This window comes from Achromobacter semiaridum (assembly GCF_053543755.1).
In genome coordinates, this window is the sequence record NZ_JBLVOL010000020.1 from 18,256 (window position 1) to 44,687 (window position 26,432).

The window sequence follows — 26,432 nt, forward strand, 5'->3', positions numbered from 1 at the left end:
CCCCCCCGCACAGGGAAGGCCGGGCTTAACGCACCGGCCAGCCGTACATCAGGCCGCCCTGGGTCCACTGCTTGTTCAGGCCGCGTTCCAGTTTCAGCGGGCTGTCCTTGCCCATGGCGCGGTCATAGCTTTCGCCGTAGTTGCCCACCTGCTTGATGATGTTGTAGGCCCACTTGTCGTCCAGCCCCAGGTTCTTGCCCATGCCCGGCGTCACGCCCAGGATGCGCTGCACGTTCGGGTTGGTGCTCTTGAGCATGTCGTCCACGTTCTTGGACGTGATGCCGTATTCCTCGGCTTCCAGCATCGCGTTCAGCGACCAGCGCACCACGTTGAACCATTGTTCGTCGCCTTGGCGAACCATCGGGCCCAAGGGTTCCTTGGACAGGTTTTCGGTCAGGATTTCCCAGTCTTCCGGCTTGGCCAGGCGCGTGCGCATGTTGGCGGCGGTGTTGGACTTGTCGTTGGTGTAGGCGTCGCAACGGCCCGATTCCAGCAGACGGAAGTTCTCGTCGTAGTTCTCGACCAGCACGGGCTTGAACGTCAGGCCACGGCTGCGGAAGTAGTCGGCCAGGTTCAGTTCGGTGGTGGTGCCGGGCTGCACGCAGATCGTCGCGCCGTCCAGTTCCTTCACGCTCTTGACGTTCATGGACTTCTTGACGATCAGGCCCTGCGCGTCATAGAAGTTCACGCCCACGCCGATCAGCCCCAGCGTGGTGTCGCGGGTCAGCGTCTGCGTGGTGTTGCGCGACAGCATGTCGATTTCGCCGGACTGCAAGGCGGTGAACTTCGCTTGCGCGGTCAACACATTGCCCTTGACCTTGGACGCGTCGCCGAACATGGCGGCGGCCACGGCGCGGCACATGTCCACGTCCAGCCCCGTCCATTCGCCCTTGCTGTCCAACACCGAGAAGCCGGGAATGCCGGCAAAGCCGCACTGCAAGAAACCCTTTTTCTTGACGGCATCGAACGTCACGCCGGCTTGCGCGCCAGAGGCGGCGCACAGCAAAGTCGCCGCAACGGCGGTGGTCAGAAACTTACGCATGGAGAATGCTCCTGGGGAGGGGGTCGAAAACGCTTGGAATAAGCGACAGGGAAAGCGGCGTCCGTCGCGCACGCGCAGCCGATCGCCGGCTAAGGCCGGGGTGGGGCGCGCGAAGGCGAGGGGCAGGAAGTGGGCCCGGGAAAACGGGCGCGAGTTGACCGGCTCAGGCGGTCAGGGGGTATGCCGATGGATACGCGTCGTGTAGCGCTGGAACGTCGTGCGTAGAGATAGGATCGGACTCATCGGCGGTACTTGTACAACGAGGGTCATAACGAAAGTCATGCTTGGGCGGGCGCTTTGGCCGGTAACCCGGCATGAGCTCAATCCCTTAAGTCATGAGACGTATGATGGCAGCTGTCATACAAGCTAGCAAGTAAGGGGATTCCCGTAATTCCGCGCCGGGCGGTGACGAATCCGGCACGGTTTCCCCTGGCAAGCCGGCTTATTGGGCGGGCGCCTGCGACAGCAGCTTGCGGTATCGGGCGATGCTGTCGCCCAGATGGCGGGCCATGGCGGCGCGCGCGGCGCCGGGGTCGCGGCGCATGATGGCGGTGAGGATGGCCTCGTGTTCGCGCACGTTGCGGGTTTCGTAGGTTTCCAGTTCTTCGGGGGTCTTGCCGCCGTGCTTGATGTTCAAGTCCAGCATGACGTCGCGCACCGCTGCGCGCAGCAGCGCGGGAAAGTGCGGGTTGTTGGACGCCTTGGCAATGGACAGGTGGAATTCGTAGTCGGCCTTGACGGCGGCTTCCATGTCGCGCGTGGCGCGGTTGAACGCGTCGAACGCTTCCACGATGCCGCTCAGGTCCGAGGCGCTGCGGCGCTCGGCCGCCAGGCCACAGGCTTCAACCTCAAGCCCGGCGCGCAACTCCATGATATGCAGTGCCCAGCGCGGGTCGGTAGCCGGTTCGATGACGAAGTCGATGGGCTTTTCGCGATCTTCCGTGACGAACACGCCGATCCCCGGCTTGCTGACCAGCCGACCACTCAGGCGCATCGACGCGACCGCCTCGCGGATGACCGTGCGGCTGACGTTGAATTCGTCGCACAGCGCATGTTCCGACGGCAGCTTGTCGCCGGCGCGATAGGTGCGGGCGTCCAGGCGCTTGTTCAGTTCCTGGATGACCACGTCTGTCAGGCGCGAACGCTGGCGGGGCCGGGCGGGAGTTTCCATCGTCTCTCTTATAGGGGTGGGGCGGTTGCGGCGGGCTTTATGCCCGCGTCCGGAGCCGCAAGTGTACGCTTTCCGGACATCGCGCCGGCTTGTACAAAGACGCGATCAAGGCGCGAAATAAGGCGCTTCCACGGCAACGCCACGGCCGTACCTTCATTCAAAAGCCTGCCTGTATGACAACATACAGGCCCAGCAAACGGCAATGAATCTTTGCGAGGGAGGCGTAAGCAAAAAAAACGCCCTCGAACCAGAGGGCGTTCTGCTCAGCCAAGCGGCTGGAATTTTGCTGCGCGTTTACTGCGGGCCAAGCTTCTTGATCAGGGCGTTGAGCATTTCCAGCTCTTCGCCGGTCAGGTCAGTCAGCGGGGCGCGCACGGGGCCGGCGTCGTGGCCGACCAGCTTGGCGCCGGCCTTGACGATGCTGACCGCGTAGCCGGCCTTGCGGTTGCGGATTTCAAGGTAAGGCAGGAAGAATTCATCCAGCAAACGGTTGGTGGTGTCCGAGTCGCCGGCGGCAATGGCGCGGTAGAAATCCATGGCGGTCTTGGGCACGAAGTTGAAGACGGCCGACGAATACACCGGCACGCCCAGCGCGCGGTAGGCGGCGGCATAGACTTCGGCGGTGGGCAGCCCGCCCAGGTACGAAAAGCGGTCGCCCATCTTGCGGCGGATGCGCACCATGGCTTCGATGTCGCCAATGCCGTCCTTGAAACCGACCAGGTTGGGGCAGCGTTCGGCCAGGCGTTCCAGGCTGTCGGCCGACAGGCGGGACTGGGCGCGGTTGTAGACGATGACGCCGATCTTGATCGATTTGCAGACTTGTTCCACGTGCGCGGCGATGCCGTCCTGCGACGCTTCGGTCAGGTAGTGCGGCAGCAGCAAAATGCCCTTGGCGCCCTGGCGCTCGGCTTCTTGCGCGTAGGCGATGGCGGTGCGGGTGGGGCCACCGGCGCCGGCCAGGATCGGCACCTTGCCGGCGCAGGTTTGCACGGCGGTGCGGATGACGTCGGAATATTCCTGGGGCGCCAGGGAGAAGAACTCGCCGGTGCCGCCCGCGGCAAACAGCGCGGTGGCGCCGTACGGGGCCAGCCATTCCAGGCGCGCGGCATAGGTCTTGGCGTTGAAATCGCCGTTCTGGTCAAAGTCCGTCACGGGGAAGGACAGCAAACCTTCCGATACGATTTCTTTGAGTTCCTGGGGAGTCGTCATGCCTGTCATCCAATAAAAAGGAGGGGAGTAGAACCGTGGGACGGCCTGGAAAAATCCCTGGCCTGGAGTAGATGTATGTCATCGTACAACATACAACCGGTTTAATGCAACGGCAGCATGGATTCGACGTCGCCCCTATGAAACTCCGCCCGGCAAGGCGCAACGAATTCGGAATTACCCTAGATTGAAACCCGGTCCGCCGTCGAAGTATTCTCCTTTTTCCATAAGTCGTACGACAACGTACAAGACTAGACGACCCCTAAGGAGACAAGCTTTGAAGGCATTTCCCTTGCTGCGCCGCACGTTCGCCGCTTTGGCGCTGACCACCCTGGCCGCCGCGTCAGCGCATGCCGCCGACGATTGGCCACGCGCCAAGCCGATCACCCTGGTGGTGCCGTTTGCAGCGGGTGGCACGTCGGACATTCTTGGCCGTTTGATCGCGCAGGAACTGGGCGCCAGCCTGAGCCAGACCGTACTGGTGGAAAACAAGGGTGGCGCGGGCGGTGTATTAGGGGCCGACGCCGTGGCCCGCGCCAAGCCGGACGGCTACACGCTGCTGCTGGGCACCATCGCCACGCACGCCATCAACCCGTCGCTGTTGCCGGGCATCAACTACAACGCCGCCCGCGATTTTGCCCCGGTGATTTTGTTGGGCAGCATTTCCAACGTGCTGCTTGTGGGGGCGAACCAACCGTACAAGACCGTGCAGGACGTCGTGGCGGCGGGCAAGGCCAACCCCGACACCATCGCTTTCGGCTCGGCCGGGCAGGGCACGTCGCAGCATCTGTCCGGCGAAGTCTTCAAGCAGTTGACGGGCGCGCACCTGACGCACGTGCCGTACCGGGGCAGCGCGCCGGCCATTCAGGATTTGATCGGCGGTCAGATTCCCAGCTCGTTCGAAACCGCGCTGGTTGCCTTGCCCTATGTCCAAAGCGGCAAGGTACGCGCGCTGGCCGTCACGTCCGCCAAGCGCACCGAGGTCATGCCCGATGTGCCGACCATGCAGGAGGCGGGTGTCGCGGGCTTTGACGTAAGCAGCTGGCAGGCGATCTACGCGCCCGCCAACACGCCGCCCGCTGTGGTTGACCGGTTGAACCAGACCATTGCCGGCATCATCGCCAAGCCCGAAGTCAGCGCCAAGATGAAGGCCCTGGGCCTGGCCTACACGCCCAACACGCCCGCGCAGTTCACCGCTTTCCAGAGCGGCGAACAGGCCAAATGGGCCAAGATCATCGCCGACGGCAAGCTGCGGGTTCAGTAAGGGAATCCGGCGGCAAAGCGGTGACGCGGGGCGTAGTGGCGGCCCGCGTTTTGCCGCGCGGGCAGGGTGGACGGTTTCAGCACTGTTCCACATTTTGAGACGCGTTCAAAACAGGTATAGTCCAGCGCTTAAGGCCGTTAGCCACGACCGCGCCTCGTTCATGATCTGGGGCCGCCGCGTCGTCGGGCAGCGGCGCTCGCCCCTACCTTGAACCGCCACCGCTACCATGCCGAAATCGTCGTCGCAGCCTGCCAACCGTTCTGCCTTTCCCCGGACTTTGTTGGTCGGATTCCTGACGGCCGCGCTTGCCACTTTGGTCATCGCCTTCGTGAATGTGCGGTCGACCGACAGCCGCACCGAAGCCGTCAAGGCGATGGACCGCAGCACGGAAACGTTGCGCCAGCTCAGCCTGTTCAATTCGGCGGTCAAGGATGCCGAGATCGGCCAGCGCGGTTATCTGCTTACGGGCGAACTGCCTTACCTGCAACCGTATTTGCGCGCGCTGCCGCTAATTGAACAGCGGCTGGCCGTGATCAAGGCCGCCACCTCCGACGACCCGGCGCAGCGCCGCATCGTCAACGATATCGAAGGCATCACCCGCCAGAAGCTTGAAGAGCTAAGCGAAACCATCGACATGCGAAAGGCCGGCAACACGGAAGGCGCCATGGCCCTGGTGCGCACCGACGCGGGCAAGGAAGCGATGGACCGCCTGCGCGACCTGGTCAGCGATCTGTACGCGCGGCAGATGGAAGATCTGGCCGGCGGGCGGGACGCCGGGGCAACGGCCGCGGCCACGTCGGCCTACTACTCGTGGGGCGGTTCGATCCTGCTGTTGTTCCTGATCGCGTTGTCCGCCGGCATGACGGTGCGCGAGTATCAGACCAAGGCGCGGCAGTCGTGGGTCACTACCGGCTTGTCGGGTCTCAGCGTGCGTTTGCAGGGCGACCTGCGCCTGGATGAAATCGGCAAGCGTTCGCTGGATTACCTGGCCGAATACCTGGGCGCCGAGGTGGGGGCGGGCTACGTGCTGGATCGCGCTACCGGTGAACTTGAACTGTTCGGCGGGTTCGCCTTGCCGCCCGAGCGGCTGGCGCGCAAGATCCTGCCGGCCGAAGGGCTGGCCGGCCAGGCCGCCATGTCGCGCCGCCTGCTGCACGTGCGCGACGTGCCGGCGGGCCACCTGGAAGTCGCCTCCGCCGTGGGCCGCTCCAACCCGGCCGAGCTGGTGCTGGCGCCCGCCATGATGAATGGCCGTGTCTACGCGGTGATCGAACTGGGCTTTAACCATCCGGTGGGTGAAGATGAACGCGGCCTGCTGGAAGGCGCGTCGGAAATGCTGGCCTCGGCGATCCGTTCCGGCCAGGACCGTACCCGCCTGGAAGCGCTGCTGGAAGAAACCCAGCGCCAGGCCGAAGAGTTGCAAACCCAGCAGGAAGAACTGCGCGTCAGCAACGAAGAACTTGAACAGCAAAGCCGCATCCTGCAAGAGTCGCAGGCACGCATGGAATTGCAGCAGACCGAGCTCGAGCAAACCAATACCAACCTGGAAGCGCAAGCCGAACAGCTGCTGCGGGTGCAGGGCGCGCTGACCGAGAAGGCCCGCCAGCTGACGCAGGCCAGCCAATTCAAGAGCGAATTCCTGGCCAACATGAGCCACGAGCTGCGCACGCCGCTTAATTCCACGCTGATCCTGGCCAAGCTGCTGTCGGACAACAAGCCCGGTAACCTCAGCACCGAACAGGTCAAGTACGCGCAAACCATCTACGCCGCCGGCAGCGACCTGCTGACGCTGATCAACGACATCCTGGACCTGGCCAAGATCGAGGCCGGGCAGGCCACGATGGAAGTCGAGCCGGTCACCATCGCCTCAACGCTGCAACGCTTGATGGAACCCCTGCGGCCGATGGCGCTGGAAAAGGGGCTGGCGCTGGAACTGGATATCGAGCCCGCCGTGCCGCAGTCGATGCACACCGACCCCAAGCGTCTGGGCCAGGTGCTGAAGAACCTGTTGTCGAACGCGCTGAAATTCACCGAGCGCGGCACGGTGGCGTTGCGCGTCTCGCGCACGGCACGCGACCGCCTGCTTTTTGCGGTGCACGACACCGGCATCGGCGTGCCGGCCGAGCAGCAGGAACTGATCTTCGAGGCGTTCCGGCAGGCGGACGGCAGCACGCACCGCAAGTACGGCGGTACGGGCCTGGGGCTGTCGATCTCGCGCGATCTGGCCGAACTGCTGGGCGGCAAACTGACCGTGGCCAGCACGCCGGGGCAGGGTAGCGTGTTCACGCTGGAAGTGCCCGTGCGCCTGGAAAACGCGCCGCCGCCCGCGCCAACGCGTAGCAGCGTGGCGCCGTTTCCGCGCGTCGCCAAACCGGTGTATGCCGCGGTCGAAACGCGGCAGTCGCAGCCGACCGCCAAGACGCCCGATGCGCCGGCGCCCGCCTGCGACGGCGGCGACGCCGAGCCGGAACGCAGCATTCTGGTCATCGAGGACGACGAGCGCTTTGCCGGCATTCTTGCCGACCTGGCGCGCGAAATGGGCTTTGGTTGCCTGGCGGCGCATACCGCCGCCGATGGCCTGGAACTGGCAACGCAAAAGCGGCCCAACGCCATCGTGCTGGACGTGAACCTGCCTGATTTTTCTGGCCTGGGCGTGCTGGACCAACTGAAACGCAACCCGCAGACGCGTCACATCCCCGTGCATGTGGTGTCGGTGGCGGACTACGCGCAGGAAGCCATGGGGCGCGGCGCGGTCGGCTATGCCCTGAAGCCCGTCAAGCGCGAAGAGCTGGTTGAAGCCTTGCGCCGCCTGGAAGCCAAGTTCACGCAACACGTGCGCCGTGTGCTGGTGGTGGAAGACGACGACCGCCAACGCGAAAGCGTGCGTCAGTTGCTGGCGCGCAACGATGTTGAGATCGTGCCCGCCGCCACCGCCGCCGCTGCCCTGGAACTGCTGCGCGCCACCACGTTCGATTGCGTGGTGATGGACTTGAACCTGCCCGACATCAGCGGCTATGAATTGCTGGAGCAGATGGCCGAGCAGGAAAGCGTGTCGTTTCCGCCGGTCATCGTGTACACGGGCCGTGCGCTGTCGCGCGATGAAGAGCAGCACCTGCGCCGCTTCTCCAAGTCGATCATCATCAAGGATGCGCGTTCGCCCGAGCGCCTGCTGGACGAAGTGACGCTGTTCCTGCATCAGGTTGAAGCCGAACTGCCGCCCGAGCATCGCCAGATGCTGGAGCTGGCCCGCAGCCGCGATTCCACGCTGGAGGGCCGCACGGTGCTGGTCGTGGAAGATGACGTGCGCAACGTGTTCGCGCTGTCCAGCATTCTTGAGCCCACCGGCCTGCGCGTGGAAATCGCCCGCAACGGCCGCGAGGCGCTGGACGTGCTGGAGCGCGCCGGCACGGACGGCATCGCCGCGATTGACCTGGTGCTGATGGACATCATGATGCCGGAAATGGATGGGTACACGGCGATGCGCCACATCCGCAACCGGCCGGAATGGCGGCGCCTGCCGATCATTGCGTTGACCGCCAAGGCCATGAAGGACGACCAGGAGAAATGCCTGGCGGCCGGCGCCAACGACTACATCGCCAAGCCCCTGGATGTTGAACGCTTGCTGTCCCTGGTGCGCGTCTGGATGCGCAGCTAACGCCGCGTCCGCGCTTTTTTACGCTGAACACCACCATGCCTGCCTCTGCCAAAGCGCGTATTGCCGACATCGAGCAGCGTCTGCTGCTTGATGCGATCTACCATCATTACCACTATGATTTTCGGGAGTACGCGCAGGCGTCCCTGAAGCGGCGGCTGCACACTGCGCTGACGCAGTTCGGTTGCAAAACGCTGTCGCAGTTGCAAGACCGCGTGCTGCATGAACCGGCGGTTTTCACCGCGCTGTTGCAGTTCCTGACCGTGCAGGTCAGCGACATGTTTCGCGATCCGGGCTATTTTCAGGCGCTGCGCACCGAGGTCATTCCCATCCTGCGCACCTATCCGTCAATCAAGGTGTGGGTGGCCGGATGCAGCGCCGGCGAAGAAGTCTATTCGCTGGCCATCCTGTTGGCCGAAGAGGGGCTGCTGGACCGCGCGCTGATCTACGCCACCGACATCAACCCGCATGCGTTGCGCGCCGCCGAGCAAGGCGTGTTCGACCTGGACCGCGTGGCGGCGTTTTCCAGCAACCACGCACGCTCGGGCGGGCTGAGCTCGTTGTCTGACTACTACACGGCTCGATACGGGCGGGTAGTGTTCGACAAGCGCCTGCGCGAGCACATGGTGTTTTCCGATCACAGCCTGGCCACCGACAGCGTCTTTGCCGAGGTGCACTTGATATCGTGTCGCAACGTGCTTATTTATTTCGAGCGCGACCTGCAAAACCGCGCACTGGGCCTGTTCCACGAAGCCCTGGTGCACCGCGGCTTTCTCGGCCTGGGCTCGCGCGAATCCCTGCGGTTCACGGGGCAGGCCGACAACTTTGACGACTTTGTGCTTGAAGAACGCATCTATCGTAAAAAGGCCGGGCTGTGAGCGGGGACGCGCCGACCCAGCCGGCAACGGTGGCGAATGCGTCCGCGGGCCCGTGGGACGCCATCGTCATCGGCGGTTCGTCCGGCGCCATTGACGCGCTGAACGTACTGATTCCGGCTTTGCCTGCGCGCCTGTGCGCGGCCGTGATCGTTGTGCTGCATCTGCCGCGCGACCGTCGCAGCCTGCTGGTGGATATTTTTCGTGAACGCTGCGCCTTGCCCGTGCTGGAGGCGGAAGATCAGCTTTGGATCCAGCCGGGTCATCTGTACTTCGCGGCGCCGGATTACCACCTGCTGGTGGACCAGGGGCCGCGATTGGCGTTGTCGGTAGGCGCGCCCGTGTATTTTTCACGGCCGTCGATTGACGTCTTGTTTGAATCGGCTGCTGACTGCTATGACGACCGGCTGATGGGCATCCTGCTTTCCGGCGCGAACGAAGACGGCGCGCAGGGCCTTGCTGCCATCCAAGCCGCCGGCGGACGCACCGTGGTGCAGTTGCCGTCGTCCGCCTCGATGCCCACCATGCCGCAAGCGGCGTTGGCCAGGCTGGCGGTGGACGAGCAGCTGGCCCCCGACGAGATCGCCGCCATGCTTGCCCGATTGCCGACGCAGCGCGTGCTGTAACCCTAAACCGCTTTGACACCATGTTCCTGACATCTGCCAAACCGCAAGAAGAAAGAACCAAATGCCTGCTCGTCGACGACGTTCCCGAAAACCTGATCGCGCTGGAAGCGCTGCTGCAAAATGAAAAGATCCAGGTGCTCAAGGCCCAATCCGGCCCTGAAGCGCTTGAACTGCTGCTGAACCACGGTGACGTGGCGCTGGCGCTGCTGGACGTGCAGATGCCCGACATGAACGGCTTCGAGCTGGCCGAACTGATCCGGGGCAGCGAACGTACCCGCCATATTCCGCTGATCTTCATTACCGCCGGTTCGCGGGAACAAAACTGGCAGTTTCGCGGCTACGAAAGCGGCGCCGTGGACTTTCTGTACAAGCCCGTCGACCCGCACATGCTGCGCATGAAGGCAAACGTGTTCTTTGAACTGCACGAGCGCAAGCGCGCGCTGGCGCAGCAGCTGGAAGAACGCACCGAAGCCTTGCGCATCAACGAGATGTTCATGGCCGTGTTAAGCCATGACCTGCGCACGCCCTTGCAGTCGATCGTGATGGGCGCGTCCTTGCTACAGCGGCAAAACGATCCCGGCCGCGTCAGCGGCCTGGCCCAGCGCATGTTGCAAAGCAGCGAACGCATGGCGCGGCTGATCGAAGACCTGCTTGACGTTACCCGCATCCGGCAGGCGGGCGGCTTGACGCTGGCCTTGGCGCAACAGCGCATGGATACGCTGGTGCGCCGCACGGTGGACGAAGCGCAGACCGGCCGGCCCGACCGGCAGATCGAATGCGAATGCGTGGGCGACATGGCGGGCGTCTGGGACGGCGACCGCCTGTGCCAGGTGTTTGCCAACCTGATCGGCAACGCCCTGCATCATGGCGACCGCGACATCCCGGTGCATGTGCACGCCGATGGCACGGTGGCCGACCGGCTCACGGTCACGGTCAGCAACGGCGGCACCATAGCGCCGGCTTTGCTGCCGCATTTGTTCAACCCGTTTCGCAGCGGCGAGCGTCGGGCCGACAGCCACAACGGCCTGGGCCTGGGCTTGTTCATCGCGCAGCAGATCGTGCTGAGCCATCACGGCCGCATCGGCGCCGAATCGCGCAACGGCGTGACGCGCTTCCGGGTGGATCTGCCGCGCGACAGCCAGCGCGAGGCGCTGGCGAACCCGGCGTAGATCGAACCCGGCGTAGATCAAACCCGGCGTGGGTCAGGTCCCGGCGCAGATCAGAACTCGGCCGAGACCGACAGCAGCACCGTGCGCGGTGCGCCCACGGTCAGGCCTTCCCGAGCGGCCGACTGCCAGTAGTTCTTGTTGAACACGTTCTCCACCGTTGCCCGCACCACCATCGGCGTGCCGCTGGCGTTGAACGCGTAGCGCGCGCCCAGATCAAAGCGCGTCCACCCCGGGATAGTCTGCGTGTTGCCCACGTCGACATACTGCTGGCTGGTGCGCAACATGCGCGCCGTGACGGTCAGGCCGGGCAGGAAAGGCGTGTCCCATTCCGCTGCCGCGTTGAACTGAAAGCGCGGCACGGCGGGCGCCCAGTTGCCGTCATTGGCGCCGCCTTCGGTGCGCGTCAGGCGCGCGTCGGTATAGGCCACGCCGCCCAGCAATCGGACGCCCGGCGCGGCGTCGCCTTGCACCAACCATTCCAGCCCGCGATTGCGCTGCTGGCCGTTGGATACGTAGCGGCGGGTGCCGGGGTCCAGGAAACTGCTGGGCTTCTCGATCTGGAATGCGCTTAGTGTCGTGGAGAATTCGCCGAAGTCGTATTTGCCGCCCACTTCGATCTGCTTGGCAATTTCCGGGGCAAACATTTCACCCGCATTGACCGCGCCTTCGGGCGCGGTGCCGCCCTGGCTCAAGCCTTCGATGTAGTTGCCGTACAGCGACAGGCGCTGGGTGGGCCGCACGGTCAGCGCGAAGGCGGGTGTGACGGCCGACTTGGCGTATTCAGACGTGCTGCGCCCGGTGGCGGCGTCAAAGTTGGTGGATTCGATACGCTGGTGCCGAAAGCCGGCAATGACCTGCACGCGGTCATCCAGGAACGAGATCTTGTCCGCCAACGCCACGCTGTACAGGCGCGACTCGCTGGTCTTGGGCAAGTCGCCCGGCCGCGCGATGTCGGGCTTGGGCAGGTCAGCCGGGTCGTACAGGTTCGAAAACACCGTGCGCGAACGGATGCGGGCCGACGAGTAATCGATGTCCAGCGCGCTGGCGCTGATGGATGGTTCATGCTGGATGGCGCCAGTGTTGAAGCGCCCGCGCAGACCCACTTCGCCCGTCTTGCTAAGCAGGTTTTCGTTCAGCCGTGCAGGCACGGCGCCGATGTCGCCGTTACCGTCCAGCATCAACCAGCTGGTTTGCAGGCTTTCAAAGTCGTGCTTGCGCGCCCCGATGGCGCCATACACCGTCCAGTCGGGCGTCAGGTCGTACTCGGCGCGCAGTGCGCCCGACCATTCCTTGGTCTTCCAATAGGTCCACGACGGAAAAAAGTTGCGGCGTGCGTCGGGCGCCGGGCCGATGTCCACGCCGGGCGACGGTGGGAACAGCAAGCCGCTGCGCGCGTCGGTGGTGCGGTTCTGGTAGTTGATGTCGCCGTCCAGCCGGAAGCGTTCGCCCTGGTAATCCAGGCCCAGCGCTACCGCGCCCAGGTTTTCCTTGGAGCCGTCTTGCGGCAGGTCGCCACCGCTGCCGGCCACGTTCAGGCGAACGCCGAATTGCTGGGTGTCGCCATAGCGGCGCGCCAGGTCGGCGTGCGCGCCGAACTGCGAGTCGCCGATGTAGTTGACGGTGTAGCGGTTAAGCGGCTCGGGGCCGGCGCGTTTGGGCACCAGGTTGATCGCGCCGCCCACCGAACCGTAAGGCGCCATGCCGTTAAGCAAGGCGTTGGGGCCGCGCAGCACTTCCACGCGCTCCACCCCGATCAGCGAACTGGCGTTGCGCGGCGACACGCCGTACAAGCCGTTAAACGACACGTCGTAGTTGAACAGGGTGAAGCCGCGAATGTTGAACTCATCGCGCCCGGCGCCGCGTGAATAGGTGTTGCGCACAGACGGGTCGTTGACCAGTACGTCGCCGATGTTCTGCGCCTGCTGGTCCTCGATCAGCTTGGACGTGTATTGCGTGGCGCTGAACGGGGTGTCCATGTCGCTCATGTTGCCCAGCAGGCCGACGCGGCCGCCGCTTGCCACCTGGCCGCCTGCGTAGGCGGGGGGCAGGCCGGTGTCCAGCGCGCTGCCGGTCACGGTGACGGCTTCCAGTGTGGTGGCGCCGGCCGCGGGCAACGCGGACAGCCGGAACTGGTTGGGCGCCTCGCGCGTGGCGCGCAGGCCGGTGCCCGCCAGGGCCTGGTCCAACGCATCGCCGCGCGTGTAGCGGCCGTGCACGCCGCCGCTCTGGCGGCCGGCCAGCAGGTCTGGCGGCGCCGCCAGCAAGATGCCGGTTTCGTTGGCCAGCCGGGTCAGCACCTGGCCCACCGGCGCGGCGGGGATGTCGAAGGACAGCAAGTCAGTGGCGGGCGCGGACTGCGCATGCAGGCTTGGCGCCCAAGGAGCGAAGACGGCGGCGATGGCCAGCGCCAGCGTGGGCGCGGAAGGAAAGCGGTGGGACATGACGGAAACCTGTGCGCTCGTGCGAAGGATCAATAAAGGAAGCGGGTGGACGGGCAACGAAACGGACGTTGCAAGAACCCTTGCTTCCTAAATCGAACGACGCATCGAAATGCGGAACCGCTTGGCAAGATATTTTTCAGGCATCGCGCGCTTCGATGCTGATCCACCAGGGCAGTGGGCGTTGCAGGCGGATGGGCAGCACCGAGGCCAGCATGGTCAGCGCCCGGTCCACATCGTTCAACGGATAGCTGCCGAAGACGGGCAGGTGGCCCAGCACGGGCGACAGCCCCAGGTGGCCCGGGTGGTAGCGGCGCAGTTCGGCCACCACGTCGGACAGCGGCGTGCCGTTGGCCAGCAGCAGGCCCTGGCGCCAGCTTTCGCGGGCGGGGTCGGCGGGCATCAACGGCTGTATGGCGTCGGCCGTAAAACGTGCCTGCTGGCCTGCGTTGACGACCTCGCTGGCGTCCGAGCGCAACAGGTTGACGCGCACCGCGCCGTCATACACCGCGACCAGCGTGCCCGCATCGCCCTGGCTGACCGAGAAGCGCGTGCCCAAAGCTTGCAAGCGGCCTTGGCCAGTTTCCACGAAGAAGGGCCTGAGCGGGTCCTTGGCGGTATCGATCAGAATTTCGCCGGCCGCCAGTTGCAGGCGTCGTTCGGTGTTGTTGTACGCCACGTTGAACGCGCTTAGCGCATTGATCCAGACCGTGGTGCCGTCCGCCAGTGTCACCCGCCGGGTTACGCCCACGCCCGCCTGGTAGTCGTTGCCCCATAGCGTGGCCAACGCGGACAAGGGCGTCCGGCGCCATGCGGTCCAACCGATCCACGACAGCCCCAGCGTGCCGGCGAGACCCAGCAGGACCTGGCGGCGACGGCGCGGCGCATCGGTGCGCGCCTGGCGAAACGCCGATACGGCAGCGTGGCGGTCAGGGCTGGATTGCAAGGGGGTGAAACGGCGGTCGATACGTTCAACATAGCTCCACGCTTGCCGCTGTTCAGCGCCCCGTTCCATCCATTGCCGCCATTGCTGCTGCTCGGCGGCCGACGCCTGCCCGGTGCGCAGCCGCGCGTACCATTCGGCGGCTTCTTCCATGACGCGGTGCGACGGTTCGACGGATGCCACGGCCGTCATGGTGCTGTGCGTGTTGCGGGTGCTGCGGGTGCTGCGGGTGCTGTGCGTGTTGCGGGCGCCGCGGCGGGGGCAGGGGCCGCAGCGCCCTCATCCGGTAGCCCGGCGGCCAGGCGCGCTTCCAGCTTCATGCAGCACAGCATGGCGCGCGCCACGTACTTGCGCACCATGCGCGGCGACACGTTCAGCGTTGCCGCGACTTCGTTGTCGGTCATTTCACACGCCACCGCCATGACGAACGCGTGCGCGACCTTGGGCGGCAGTTCACGCAGCATGGTGTCGATTTCGCCCAGCGCCTCCAGCACCATGGCCTGGTCTTCGGCGGACGAAACGGTGGGTTCGGGTTGGGTGGCCAGCGCGTCCAGCCACGCTTGTTCCAGACTGCGGCGGCGCCACAGGTCCACGCACATGCCGTTGGCCATCTTGCGCAGATAGCTGCGTGCTTGCTGCGGGCTGTCGAAGTGGCAGGGGCGGGTCAACAGGCGCACGAAGGCGTCGTGAGCCAGGTCGGCCGCATCGGCCGCGTTGCCCAGACGCCAGTTCACCCAGGCCAGCAACCAGTGATGATGGTTGCCGTACAGGTGTTCGAAGTCCGTGGACAAAGGGGGTGCAGCGCTCAAGGATCCCGCCCGCTCGCGACAGGTGCCTGCATTAATGCTAATGCGAACACTTATCAATTATTTACCGAGCGCAGATTATTGCGCGGCGCCGGGCGGCTTGGCAACCCGGGCAAAAACCAGTGTGGCGCGGGGGCGTCATGGCCCCGCTATTGAACCCCGGTCACCGGCCCGGACCACCGGCCCGGACCCGCAGCCCGGACCCGCGGCAACCCGCGCGCCGCGTTGCGCGGGCGCGGGCTGCCGTTCTTTGCTTGCTCAAGCCGGCGTCAGCACCCCGTCGACCATGCGAGCGATCGACAAGGGGTTGGCGCGCTTGACGCCGTCGGGCAGCAGCGCGTCGGGCAGGTCCTGATAGCAGACCGGGCGCAGGAAGCGGCGGATTGCCGTGGCGCCCACCGACGTGGAAGACGGATTGGACGTGGCTGGGAACGGGCCGCCGTGCACCATGGCGTGGCTGACTTCGACGCCGGTGGGGTAGCCGTTGGCCAGGATGCGGCCGGCCTTGCGTTCCAGCACGGGCAACAAGGACTTGGCCTGAGACACGTCGGCATCGTCCACGAACAGCGTCGCGGTCAACTGACCTTCCAGGTGCTCGGCCACGGCCGTCATCTGGGCGACGTCGCGGCAGCCCACCACCAGCGAGGCGGGGCCGAACACTTCGGCTTCCAGTTCGCGCGATGCCAGGAAGCGGTCGGCTTCGGTGCCGAATACCACCGCGCCCGCCGCGTTGGAGGCCGGCTTGGACGCTTCGCCCCGGCCCAGGGTGGCCACGTTGGCGTGCTTGGCCAGCGCATCGGCGCCTTCCTGGTAAGCCGCGAAGATGCCCGGGGTCAACATGGTGGCCGCGCCCTTGGCGGTGACCGCCTCGGCGGCCGCCTTGCGGAAGCGGTCCAGCGCCGGGCCTTCCACGCCCACGACCAGGCCGGGGTTGGTGCAGAACTGGCCCACGCCCATGGCCAGCGAATCCACGAAGCCCTTGGCGATGGCTTCGGCGCGCGCTTCCAAAGCGGCCGGCATCAGGAACACGGGGTTGATGCTGGACATTTCGGCGTACACGGGAATCGGCACGGGGCGGGCGTTGGCGGCGGCGACCAGCGCCAGGCCACCACGGCGCGAGCCCGTGAAGCCGACGGCGGCAATGGCCGGGTGCGACACCAACGCGGTGCCGATTTCGCTGCCGGCGCCAAACAGCAACGAGAACGTGCCTTCGGGCAAACCGTGCTTGGCGACGGCGGCCTGGATCACTCGGCCCACCATTTCCGAGGCGCCGGGGTGCGCGTTGTGCGCCTTGACGATGACGGGGCAGCCGGCGGCCAGCGCCGAAGCGGTGTCGCCGCCCGCTACCGAGAAGGCCAGCGGGAAGTTGCTGGCGCCGAACACGGCGACGGGACCCAGGGCCACGTTGGCCAGGCGCAAGTCGGCGCGCGGCAGCGGCTGGCGTTCGGGTTGTGCGGGGTCGATCGTGGCGTCCAGGAAGTAGCCGTCGCGCACGACTCGCGCAAACAGGCGCAACTGGCCCACGGTGCGGCCACGTTCGCCTTGCAGGCGGGCCACGGGCAGGCCGGTTTCCAGGTGCGTGCGTTCAATCAGTGCGTCGCCCAGCGCCAGGATGCCTTCGGCGATGCTTTCCAGAAACTGCGCGCGGGTTTCCAGCGGGGCGGCACGGTAAGGGTCAAAGGCGGCGCGGGCCAGCTCGGCGGCGCGCGCGACGTCGTCGGACGAGCCGGCAGGGAAGGCCGGTTCCAGGCGTTCGCCCGTGGCCGGGTTGATGGCGTATTGCGCGGCGCCCGCGCCCAGGACGGGGGTCGAGCCGATCAGCATTTGGCCGGTCAGTGTCATGAGGAATTCTCCGAAAAAAACGCCCCCGAATCCGGGGGCTGATTGCAGTTCAGTGCGGCCGTTTACTGCGGGCCAAGCTTCTTGATCAGGGCGTTGAGCATTTCCAGCTCATCGCCGGTCAGGTCGGTCAGCGGGGCGCGCACGGGGCCGGCGTCGTGGCCGACCAGCTTGGCGCCGGCCTTGACGATGCTGACCGCGTAGCCGGCCTTGCGGTTGCGGATTTCAAGGTAAGGCAGGAAGAAGTCATCCAGCAAGCGGTTGGTGGTGTCCGAGTCGCCGGCGGCAATGGCGCGGTAGAAATCCATGGCGGTCTTGGGCACGAAGTTGAAGACGGCCGACGAATACACCGGCACGCCCAGCGCGCGGTAGGCGGCGGCATAGACTTCGGCGGTGGGCAGGCCGCCCAGGTACGAAAAGCGGTCGCCCATCCTGCGGCGGATGCGCACCATGGCTTCGATGTCGCCAATGCCGTCCTTGAAACCGACCAGGTTGGGGCAGCGTTCGGCCAGGCGTTCCAGGCTGTCGGCCGACAGGCGGGACTGGGCACGGTTGTAGACGATGACGCCGATCTTGATGGACTTGCAGACTTCTTCCACGTGCGCGGCGATGCCGTCTTGCGAGGCTTCGGTCAGGTAGTGGGGCAGCAGCAGGATGCCCTTGGCGCCCTGGCGCTCGGCTTCTTGCGCGTAGGCGATGGCGGTGCGGGTGGGGCCACCGGCGCCGGCCAGGATCGGCACCTTGCCGGCGCAGGTCTGCACGGCGGTGCGGATGACATCGGAATATTCCTGGGGCGCCAGGGAGAAGAACTCGCCGGTGCCGCCCGCGGCAAACAGCGCGGTGGCGCCGTACGGGGCCAGCCATTCCAGGCGCGCGGCATAGGTCTTGGCGTTGAAATCGCCGTTCTGGTCAAAGTCCGTCACGGGGAAGGACAGCAAACCTTCCGAAACAATTTCCTTGAGTTCCTGCGGGGTGGTCATAGCGCGGTCGTCCGGTGGGGTCGCGGCAGCGTGCTAAAGCGGGCTTGCCACGAGGGGGCGGTGGTGAAAAGGTAAGTCATCGTACAACACGTTTTCGGCCGATTCAAGGGCGCCCGCCCTATGGTTTCACTTGTAGACAAGGGGAAACCCGAAATTTATTTTTGACCGTGTTCAAGGATATTCTCACGGTTGTACGATAACGTTTCCGGATGCCGGGCCCGCCTGCATCCCCATGCAAAAGGACTTTTCATGCAGGTTGCGCAACCCCAGGCGCCCGTGCTCATCAAGATACACGCGGATGACAACGTGGCCATCGTCGCCAATGAAGGCGGCTTGCCCGCCGGCACGGTGCTGCCCGATGGATTGCAGTTGGTGGACGCCGTGCCGCAAGGGCACAAGGTCGCGTTGCGCGATCTGGCCGAGGGCGATGCCGTGGTCCGCTACAACGTGGTGGTCGGTTACGCGGCCAAGCCCTTGCCGCGCGGCAGCTGGGTGAATGAACGCGTGACCACCATGCCGTCGGCGCGCACCTTGGAAGACCTGCCGGTGGGCACGCGCGTTACACCGCTGCCGCCGCTGGAAGGCTATACGTTCGAAGGCTATCGCAATGCCGACGGCACTGTCGGCACGCGCAACATCCTGGCCATCAGCACCACCGTGCAATGCGTGCAGGGCGTGGTCGAACACGCCGTGGCGCGCATCCGCCAGGAACTGCTGCCGCGCTATCCCAATGTGGACGACGTGGTCGGCATTGAACACACCTACGGTTGCGGCGTGGCCATTGACGCGCCGGGCGCCGCCATTCCCATCCGCACGCTGCACAACATTGCACGCAACCCCAACTTTGGCGGCACGTCCATGGTGGTCAGCCTGGGTTGCGAAAAGCTGCAACCGGAACGCTTGCTGGCGCCCAACGCCATCCCCATCCGCGCGGGCGAGGGCATGGGCAAAAGCGGCGATGACGCCGAACGCGTGGACACCATCGTCTTGCAAGACGAGGAAAACGTGGGCTTTCAGTCGATGATCGACTTGATCATGCGCACGGCCGAACGCCACCTGCAAAAGCTGAACGCGCGCCGCCGCGAAACCTGCCCCGTGTCGGACCTGACGGTGGGCGTGCAGTGTGGCGGCAGCGACGCGTTCTCGGGCGTTACGGCCAACCCCGCCGTGGGCTTCGCCACCGACCTGCTGGTGCGCGCGGGCGGCACCGTGATGTTCTCGGAGAACACCGAAGTGCGCGACGGCATCGACCAGCTGACCGCGCGCGCCGCCACGCCGGACGTGGCCGATGCGCTGGTGCGCGAGATGGCCTGGTACGACGACTACCTGCAACGCGGCATGGCGGATCGCAGCGCCAACACCAGCCCGGGCAACAAGAAAGGCGGCTTGTCGAACATCGTGGAAAAGGCGATGGGGTCCATTGTGAAGTCGGGCTCGTCGCCGATTCATGGCGTGCTGTCGCCCGGCAACCGCCTGACGCAAAAGGGCCTGATCTTTGCCGCCACGCCCGCCAGCGATTTCATCTGCGGCACGTTGCAACTGGCCGCCGGCATGAACCTGCATATCTTCACCACCGGGCGCGGCACGCCTTACGGCCTGGCGCAAGTGCCGGTGATCAAGGTGGCCACGCGCGACAGCCTGGCGCGGCGCTGGCATGACCTGATGGACGTCAACGCGGGCCGCATCGCCACCGGCCAGGCCACGATTGAAGACGTGGGTTGGGAACTGTTCCGCCTGATGCTGGACGTGGCCAGCGGCCGCCAGCAGACCTGTGCGGAAAAGCTCAAGCTGCATAACGCCCTGGCGTTGTTCAACCCGGGGCCCGTGACCTGACGCGTCGCTGATCCGGGTTAGCGCCGGATCATCCGCTGGACCGCATTGCCATCGCACTACACCGACAAGAGGAGACACCGATGGAGCATGCCCCCTTGGCCAAACCCGGCCGCCGCCGACTGCTGGGTGCCGCATTGGCGTTGGGACCGGCCGCGCTGGCCCAGGCGCAGTCGTTCAACTTCACGCCGCAGCAGCGTTACCCCGACCCGTCAGTGCGCATCCTGGACCCGGAGTTTTCCAAATACCGCATTTACAGCAGCAGCGTCGAGCAACTGGCCAGCGGCTTCCGTTGGCTGGAAGGCCCCGTCTGGGTGGGCGATGGCCGCTATCTGCTGGTGTCCGACATCCCGAATGACCGCATCCTGCGCTGGGACGAAACCACCGGCGCGATCAGCGTGTTTCGCCAACCGGCCAATTTCAGCAACGGATTGGCGCGTGACCGCCAGGGCCGCCTGCTGGCCTGCGAGCACCTGACGCGCCGCGTCACGCGCACCGAATACGACGGGTCCATCACCGTGCTGGCCGATGGCTATGACGGCAAGCGGCTGAATTCGCCCAACGACATCGTCTGCCAGCGCAACGGCGTCATCTGGTTTACCGATCCGCCGTTCGGTATCGGCGGGCATTGGGAAGGCGACAAGGCAAAGCCGGAACTGCCGCACGGCGTTTACCGCATCGACCCGGCCAACGGCCGTGTGACGCGCGCGCTGGACGACCTGGCCGGCCCCAATGGCCTGTGCTTTTCGCCGGACGAAAAGATACTGTACGTGGTCGAGTCGCGCCATCAACCGAACCGCGTCGTGTGGGCCTTTGACGTGGGCGCGGACGGTGCGCTGTCGGGCAAGCGCGTCCATATCGACGCGCAAGGCCCCGGCGCCATCGACGGCATCAAGTGCGACGAAGACGGCAACCTGTGGTGCGGCTGGGGCAGCAATGGCGCGCCCAATGCCAAATCGGAAGAGTTGGACGGCGTGATGGTGTTCAACCCCGCCGGCAAGCCCATCGGCCATATCCGGCTGCCCGAACGCTGCGCCAACCTGTGCTTTGGCGGCGCCAAGCGCAACCGCCTGTTCATGGCCAGCAGCCATTCGTTGTACGCCCTGTACGTGGAAACGCGCGGGGCGGCCTGAGGACAGCGGGCCTGATCGCAGGCCAATGAAAGCAGGCCACTTTGATCTTCGTGCGCGGCGACGCAAGCGGGGCGCCGCGCCAGTTTTACCCAAGAACACCTCAAACAGTGTGGAGACAGCATGAACGTAAGCAAGAGACATTTCCTGGGCGGCGCCGCGGCGCTATGCCTGTCGCCGCTGGTGCCGGCATGGGCGCAGCAAGCCGGCGCCGCTGCCGGCGGCAATGCGGCGAACTGGCCCACGCGGCCGGTGCGCATCATCGTGCCTTACCCGCCCGGGGGGTCGTCGGACATCATCGCGCGCATCCTGGCGCCGCGCCTGTCCGACGCGCTCAAGCAGACGGTGGTCGTTGAAAACAAGCCCGGCGCCAACGGCAACCTGGGCGCGGGCCTGGTGGTGCAATCGGCGGCCGAAGGGCACACCGTGTTGCTGTGCGATGTGGGCGCGCTGGCGATCAGCCCGTCCGTGTACACAAAGCTGTCGTTCGACCCGTCCAAGGACCTGCGCGCCGTCAGCATGCTGGCGTATTCGCCGCACGTGCTGGCCGTGCATCCCGACGTGCCGGCCAAGACGGTTCAGGAACTGGTGGACCTGTCGAAAAAGCAGCGCCTGAACTTTGCCGTGACGGCGATCGGCAGCGCGCCGCACCTGGCGGCCGTCGCCGTGCAGCAAGCCACCGGGGCGCAATGGGAATACGTGCCGTACAAGGGCGGCTCGCAGGCGGTCACCGACACCATCGGCGGCCAGACCCAGATCATCATGAACGGCCTGTTGGCCACGTTGCCGCACATCAAGGCCGGCAAGCTGCGCCCCATCGCCATTTCCAAGGGCGAACGCATGCAGCTCGTGCCCGATATCCCGACCATTTCCGAACAGGGCGTGAAGGGCTTTGAATCGGGCACGTGGCAAGGCGTGATGGCGCCCGTGACCACCACGGACCCGGTGGCCGAACGCCTGGCCGTGCTGCTGGCGCAGATCGTCAACCAGCCCGACGTGAAGGCGCAATTGAACGAGCAGGGCGCCGAGATCGTGACGCGCAACCCCGCCGAGCTGACGCAGTTCTTCAACAGCGAACGCGCGCGTTGGGCCAAGGTCGTGAAAAGCGCGGACATCCGCCTGGATTGATGCGGGGGCCGGCGTGGGCTGGGCGGACGCGCGCGCTGCACGGACTGCTCCGGTCCCACGTGTTGCGAAGGCGGGGCGGATGGGCGCACACTCGTGCCAGGCTTGCCCCGAATTCGTCATCCTCTGGAGCCGCGATGAAAGCCCTGATCCTGGCCGCGTCCCTGGCGCTGGCGGCCGGCCCCGCGTCGGCGCGGGACGGCGTGCCCAGCGTCCCGCAACCGCCCGCGTCCGCGCACACCTTGCCCGATACGTGCCTGGGCACGTCATGCCCGAAGACGGTGGACCCGAACCGCAGCGGGCAACCCTGCCTGGGCACGTCTTGTGGCGGCACCCGCTACCCGCAACCCGGCTCACGCACGACTCCCGCCAACCCGCCGTGGAGCGGTCCGGCGCAGCCGAAATTGCCGCCGATGCCGTCGCGTTCCGGCCAGCCCGTGGGGCCATTGACGCCCGGCCCCGTGTTACCGCGTTAGTGTCGATGACACACGCGGTGCCACCATGTTGAAAAAATGCGTGACGATACTTGTTGCGCGGCAACATGGCCTGTTATCTTCCCGCCGATAACAAGATTGTTGCGTTTCTTTGCACCGGTCGCGACCCTGGGGAACCATCCATGCCTGCCCGCCAACGCCTTATGTCCGAGCCCGCCCCAGGGCCTGAACCCTTCCTGCTGGCAGCCGCCGCGCCCATTCCCGCGCCGTCCACCGACGCCCTGGGATGTTCGGCCAGCAAGTTGGTCATCAACCAGCATTTCGAAGGCGGCGGGCTGACGTTCTATCGCAAACGCACCAACAACGACCGCTTTGGCACCGTGGAGACGCCCGCGTCCGACCGGGGTTTTCTGGTGGGCGTGGCGATGCAGGGTGGCCACCGCCGCCGCATCCTGCAAGGCCCGCACGCCGCCGCCCACGATTTCGACATCGGCTCGGTCTACATCCGCGATTTCAACGATGACTACCGCGCGGATCTGTCCGGCGGTTTTGATTTCGTGCTGATCGAATTGCCACGCGCCTTCATTGAACGCGTCAATGATGAAAAAGGCGGCCCGCGTGTCAGCAGCCTGCTGCCGCGTACCGGCAAGGGCGACCCCGTGCTGGCAAATCTGTCGCAAGTATTGACGACGGTGCTGGCGCAGCCCGCGCCGGCCAACAGCTTGTTTGTGGAGCACCTGAGCCTGACGATCGGCGCGCACCTGTTGTCGCACTACGGCGCCGGCGCCACCACCGGCTGGGCGCCCGCGGGGGGCACGCGCGTGCTCTCGCGCAAGCTGGAAGCGCGCGCCAAGGACATGCTGCTTTCGACCTTGCGCGAAGACCTGTCCATGACGGATATCGCAGAAGCCTGCAACCTGTCGCGCAGCTACTTCATCAAGGCCTTCCGCCAGACGGTGGGCACCACGCCGCACCGCTGGCTGCTGGAACAACGCGTGCAAAAGGCACAGGAATTGCTGCGTGTGCCGGGTCAGTCGATTACCGACGTGGCGCTGCTGTGCGGTTTTGCGGACCAGGCCCATATGACGCGCGTGTTCACCAGTGTGGTGGGCGTGTCGCCCGGCGCCTGGCGCAAGGTGCACGCCTAGGGCGCTTGCCCCTTGTGCGATCATTGCTCTTTCGTACAAAGCAACACCCAAGTACGCAAGACCCACCGGCAGCCCGAAGCTATCTTGATAGCGTATCTTGCCGCTTTCTTCGGACTTCCCGGACGTGAACCTCATGAATCGCCCAGCCATCGATCTTGCCTGCCGTCCGCCGGACTTGCCGGCCTTGCATGCGCAGGCGTTTCCCATGCTTTCCGCCGACCAGATCGCGCGCGCCGCGCCGTACGGCCAGCCCATGTGGGCGCCGTGCGGCAGCGTGCTGCTGCAAAGCGGCAGCCAGGAGGCCGCCTTTCACATTCTGCTGCAAGGCACGGTTGAAGTGCTTGAGTGCGAACCCGATGGCGCCATGCAAAGCCTGCTGGTGCATCGCGATGGCGAATTCACCGGCAGCCTGGACCTGTTCACCGACCGCCCCAATGCGGTCACGGCACGCGCCGCGTCGGACAGCCGGCTGCTGCGCCTGTCGCGCGAAGCCCTGGCGCGGCTGCTGTCGGCCGAACCGGCGCTGGCCGACATCGTGCTGCGGGCGTTCATGCTGCGTCGTATCAGCTATTTGCGCCAACGCCCGTATGGCGGCGCGATCCTGCGGTCGGCCATGGGGGTGGGGCGGGTGGACCCGGTGATGGATCTGGCGGTTATCGGTGGTGGTCCGGCCGGCTTGGCGGCTGCGGCCTATGCGGCGTCAGAGGGGCTGCACACGCTGCTGGTGGGCGGTTCCCTGTGCGGGGGGCAAGCGCCCGGCGCCTACGCCTTGCCCGCCTTTCCGGGCACCATCACGGGCCTGTGCGACGGCGGGTTGCTGCGCCGCGCCGAAACGCAAAGCCGCCATTTTGGGACCCACGTCATGCCGCAACGCCTGGCCACGGCGTTCGACAGCGCCAGCTATCCCTACCGCGTGTGGCTGGATGACTGCCAGGTAATCGAGGCGCGCAGCCTGATCGTGGCGACGGGCCTGGCCGAAGATGGATCGGGTCTGGGCAACACCGACTGGCTGGAAGGCTGCCTGGACACCGATGGCCGGGGCCGTATCCACACCGGCCGCGCCGCCGCCGGGTCCATGCAGGCGCGCGCCTATGAAAGCTCGCAGCCCGGCGTGTTCGCGGCCGGCGCGGTGCGCGCCGGCTGTGTCCCGCAAGTGCTGGCGGGCATCGCCGAGGGCGCGGCCGCGGTGCGTGTCGTGCACCGCTTCCTGGACGCCTCGGCGCATTGAACCGGCGGGTCGGCCGGCTGCGGCTTGCGCCGGCCTTATCCGGCTTCCGTACTGCGCCCGGCTTCCGTCCTGCCCCCGGCTTCCGTACTGCCCCCCGACTTACCCTGCCGCAAGTCCAGCGCCAGGAAGTGATGCACCACCGGCTTTTCCGGACCGATATGAAAGCGTTGGGCTTCGCCTTGCAAGTCGGCATCGGCCTGCGACACGCGTTGATGCTGGCGCAGATGTTCCGCCCACGATTCCACCAGGAACCATTCCTGCACACGTTCGGGTTCGCCCGTGTGCTCGGCCACGCCCCAGGCATAGGCGCCATCGCGCCGCCTTTCTTCGGCTACCGACTTGAGCGCGGCCAGGAACGCGGGGCGATCCTGCACGCGGATGCGGTATTCGATCTGCACCATGACCGGTCCGCGGTCGTGTTCCACCGGGGTGTCCAGCAGGGGCTCGGGCCAATGGTTGGACGGGTCCAGATTGGCTTCGCCCTGCGGCAGGCGCATGCGGTGCAGCAGCACGCCCGCCACCAGCAGACCCGCGGCGCCAGCCAGCAAGGTCGCCGGCACGCCGATCTCTTGCGCCAACAAACCCCAACCCAGGCTGCCCGCCGCCATCGCGCCGTTAAAGACCATCAGGTAGATGGCCAACCCACGGCCGCGCACCCAGTTGGGCAGGATGGCCTGTGCCACGCCGTTGAACGTCGTCAGCGCCACGATCCAGCCCATGCCCAGCAGCAACAGCAGCAGCACGGCGGCCCATTGCGGCGGCGCGAACGACAGCGCCGCCATCACGGCGGCGGCCACGACGGCGGCTGCCAGCACCAGGCCGTCCGTGTTCAGGCGCGCGCGCAGGCGCGGCAACACCACGGCGCCCAGAATCGCGCCCACGCCCACCGCGCCCAGCAGCACGCCATAAAAACCGGCGCTGCCGCCCAACATGCGGCGCGCCACCAGCGGCAGCAACGCCCACACTGAACTAGCAAAGATGAAGAACACGGCCGCGCGCAGCAACACCACGTGCAGCTCGCGGCTGGCGCGCGCAAAGCGCACGCCCGCGCGGAAGGCGCCGAAGAACTGCTCCGACAAGCCGTCGTCCACTTTCTTGGGCCGCTTCCACCAGATCAGCGCGCCGATCACGAACACGTAGCTCAACACGTCCGCGCCATAGGCGGCGGCCGCGCCGAACGCGGCCAGCAGCAAGCCGCCCACGGCCGGGCCCAACGCGCGGGCGATGTTGATGCCCAGCGAGTTCAAGCCCACGGCGGTTTTCAGTTCGGCCTTGGGCACCAGTTCCGGCACGATGGCCTGCCAGGTGGGCCCCATCAGTGCCGTGCCCACGCCGCCCAGGAAGGTCAGGGCGATCAAGGTTTCGACGGTCAGCGTGTTGGTCTTGGCCATCATCAGCAGGGTGAAGCTGACGCAGGCCAGCAGCACCTGGATGATGATCAGGAAGCGCCGCCGGTCCAGGATGTCGGACAGCACGCCGGCCGGAATGGCCAGCAGGAACACCGGCAAGGTGGCCGCCGTCTGCAT

Annotated in this window: 20 protein-coding genes; 11 read left to right on the forward strand and 9 right to left on the reverse strand. The window is 66.0% G+C overall.

Going from position 1 to position 26,432, the window contains the following annotated elements; all coding sequences use genetic code 11:
- Positions 1 to 25: 25 nt before the first annotated feature.
- The 3 genes from ACNPP0_RS06870 to kdgD (ACNPP0_RS06880) form a co-directional block, all read right to left on the reverse strand.
- Positions 26 to 1,042, reverse strand: a complete 1,017-nt coding sequence (locus ACNPP0_RS06870; RefSeq protein ID WP_332608276.1) for an amino acid ABC transporter substrate-binding protein — start codon at positions 1,040 to 1,042, stop codon at positions 26 to 28.
- A 442-nt stretch (positions 1,043 to 1,484) separates the two neighbouring features.
- On the reverse strand, positions 1,485 to 2,213 hold the full coding sequence (locus tag ACNPP0_RS06875; RefSeq protein WP_046807055.1) for a FadR/GntR family transcriptional regulator: 729 nt from the start codon (positions 2,211 to 2,213) through the stop codon (positions 1,485 to 1,487).
- 294 nt (positions 2,214 to 2,507) lie between these two features.
- A complete protein-coding gene (kdgD, locus tag ACNPP0_RS06880) occupies positions 2,508 to 3,422 on the reverse strand; it encodes a 5-dehydro-4-deoxyglucarate dehydratase (RefSeq protein ID WP_448705401.1) in 915 nt (304 codons plus the stop codon).
- A 274-nt stretch (positions 3,423 to 3,696) separates the two neighbouring features.
- Between kdgD (ACNPP0_RS06880) and ACNPP0_RS06885 the strand changes: the two genes are divergently transcribed.
- From ACNPP0_RS06885 to ACNPP0_RS06905, 5 genes are all read left to right on the forward strand, one after another.
- The gene (locus ACNPP0_RS06885; RefSeq protein WP_448705402.1) at positions 3,697 to 4,683 is read left to right on the forward strand and encodes a Bug family tripartite tricarboxylate transporter substrate binding protein; all 987 of its coding nucleotides are present in this window, start codon (positions 3,697 to 3,699) and stop codon (positions 4,681 to 4,683) included.
- A gap of 226 nt (positions 4,684 to 4,909) precedes the next feature.
- The gene (locus ACNPP0_RS06890; RefSeq protein WP_448705403.1) at positions 4,910 to 8,338 is read left to right on the forward strand and encodes a response regulator; all 3,429 of its coding nucleotides are present in this window, start codon (positions 4,910 to 4,912) and stop codon (positions 8,336 to 8,338) included.
- A 35-nt stretch (positions 8,339 to 8,373) separates the two neighbouring features.
- Complete coding sequence (locus ACNPP0_RS06895; protein WP_332608274.1) at positions 8,374 to 9,213, forward strand: CheR family methyltransferase; 840 nt, start codon at positions 8,374 to 8,376, stop codon at positions 9,211 to 9,213.
- Positions 9,210 to 9,836: a chemotaxis protein CheB gene (locus ACNPP0_RS06900; protein WP_448705404.1), complete on the forward strand. Its 627-nt coding sequence runs from the start codon at positions 9,210 to 9,212 to the stop codon at positions 9,834 to 9,836. Before ACNPP0_RS06895 ends, ACNPP0_RS06900 begins: the two co-directional genes overlap by 4 nt.
- A gap of 20 nt (positions 9,837 to 9,856) precedes the next feature.
- On the forward strand, positions 9,857 to 11,005 hold the full coding sequence (locus ACNPP0_RS06905; protein ID WP_448705405.1) for a hybrid sensor histidine kinase/response regulator: 1,149 nt from the start codon (positions 9,857 to 9,859) through the stop codon (positions 11,003 to 11,005).
- 50 nt (positions 11,006 to 11,055) lie between these two features.
- Here ACNPP0_RS06905 and ACNPP0_RS06910 read toward each other — a convergent pair whose 3' ends face one another.
- From ACNPP0_RS06910 to kdgD (ACNPP0_RS06930), 5 genes are all read right to left on the reverse strand, one after another.
- Positions 11,056 to 13,446, reverse strand: a complete 2,391-nt coding sequence (locus ACNPP0_RS06910; protein WP_448705407.1) for a TonB-dependent siderophore receptor — start codon at positions 13,444 to 13,446, stop codon at positions 11,056 to 11,058.
- A gap of 136 nt (positions 13,447 to 13,582) precedes the next feature.
- Positions 13,583 to 14,578 (reverse strand): FecR family protein, encoded by a 996-nt coding sequence (locus ACNPP0_RS06915; protein WP_448705408.1) that lies wholly within the window; start codon positions 14,576 to 14,578, stop codon positions 13,583 to 13,585.
- On the reverse strand, positions 14,575 to 15,177 hold the full coding sequence (locus ACNPP0_RS06920) for a sigma-70 family RNA polymerase sigma factor (protein WP_448705443.1): 603 nt from the start codon (positions 15,175 to 15,177) through the stop codon (positions 14,575 to 14,577). The genes ACNPP0_RS06915 and ACNPP0_RS06920 overlap by 4 nt, the downstream gene beginning before the upstream one ends.
- A gap of 273 nt (positions 15,178 to 15,450) precedes the next feature.
- Entirely contained in the window at positions 15,451 to 17,034 is a 1,584-nt protein-coding gene (locus ACNPP0_RS06925) for an aldehyde dehydrogenase (NADP(+)) (protein ID WP_332608269.1), read from the reverse strand.
- Between the two features lie 62 nt (positions 17,035 to 17,096).
- Entirely contained in the window at positions 17,097 to 18,011 is a 915-nt protein-coding gene (gene kdgD, locus ACNPP0_RS06930; protein ID WP_448705409.1) for a 5-dehydro-4-deoxyglucarate dehydratase, read from the reverse strand.
- 249 nt (positions 18,012 to 18,260) lie between these two features.
- On the opposite strand from kdgD (ACNPP0_RS06930), the gene garD reads away from it, so the two are divergent.
- From garD to ACNPP0_RS06960, 6 genes are all read left to right on the forward strand, one after another.
- Positions 18,261 to 19,844, forward strand: a complete 1,584-nt coding sequence (garD, locus tag ACNPP0_RS06935; protein ID WP_448705410.1) for a galactarate dehydratase — start codon at positions 18,261 to 18,263, stop codon at positions 19,842 to 19,844.
- Positions 19,845 to 19,924: 80 nt separating this feature from the next.
- Entirely contained in the window at positions 19,925 to 20,974 is a 1,050-nt protein-coding gene (locus ACNPP0_RS06940; protein ID WP_448705411.1) for an SMP-30/gluconolactonase/LRE family protein, read from the forward strand.
- A gap of 120 nt (positions 20,975 to 21,094) precedes the next feature.
- Complete coding sequence (locus ACNPP0_RS06945) at positions 21,095 to 22,099, forward strand: Bug family tripartite tricarboxylate transporter substrate binding protein (RefSeq protein WP_332608265.1); 1,005 nt, start codon at positions 21,095 to 21,097, stop codon at positions 22,097 to 22,099.
- A gap of 134 nt (positions 22,100 to 22,233) precedes the next feature.
- Entirely contained in the window at positions 22,234 to 22,572 is a 339-nt protein-coding gene (locus ACNPP0_RS06950) for a hypothetical protein (RefSeq protein ID WP_448705412.1), read from the forward strand.
- A gap of 140 nt (positions 22,573 to 22,712) precedes the next feature.
- Positions 22,713 to 23,678: a helix-turn-helix transcriptional regulator gene (locus ACNPP0_RS06955; protein ID WP_448705413.1), complete on the forward strand. Its 966-nt coding sequence runs from the start codon at positions 22,713 to 22,715 to the stop codon at positions 23,676 to 23,678.
- A gap of 133 nt (positions 23,679 to 23,811) precedes the next feature.
- Positions 23,812 to 24,906, forward strand: coding sequence for a Crp/Fnr family transcriptional regulator (locus ACNPP0_RS06960; RefSeq protein ID WP_448705414.1), 1,095 nt, complete (start codon positions 23,812 to 23,814; stop codon positions 24,904 to 24,906).
- 35 nt (positions 24,907 to 24,941) lie between these two features.
- Here the strand turns inward: ACNPP0_RS06960 and ACNPP0_RS06965 are convergent.
- The coding region (locus ACNPP0_RS06965) for an MFS transporter (RefSeq protein ID WP_448705415.1) at positions 24,942 to 26,432 on the reverse strand (1,491 nt) is incomplete at its 5' end.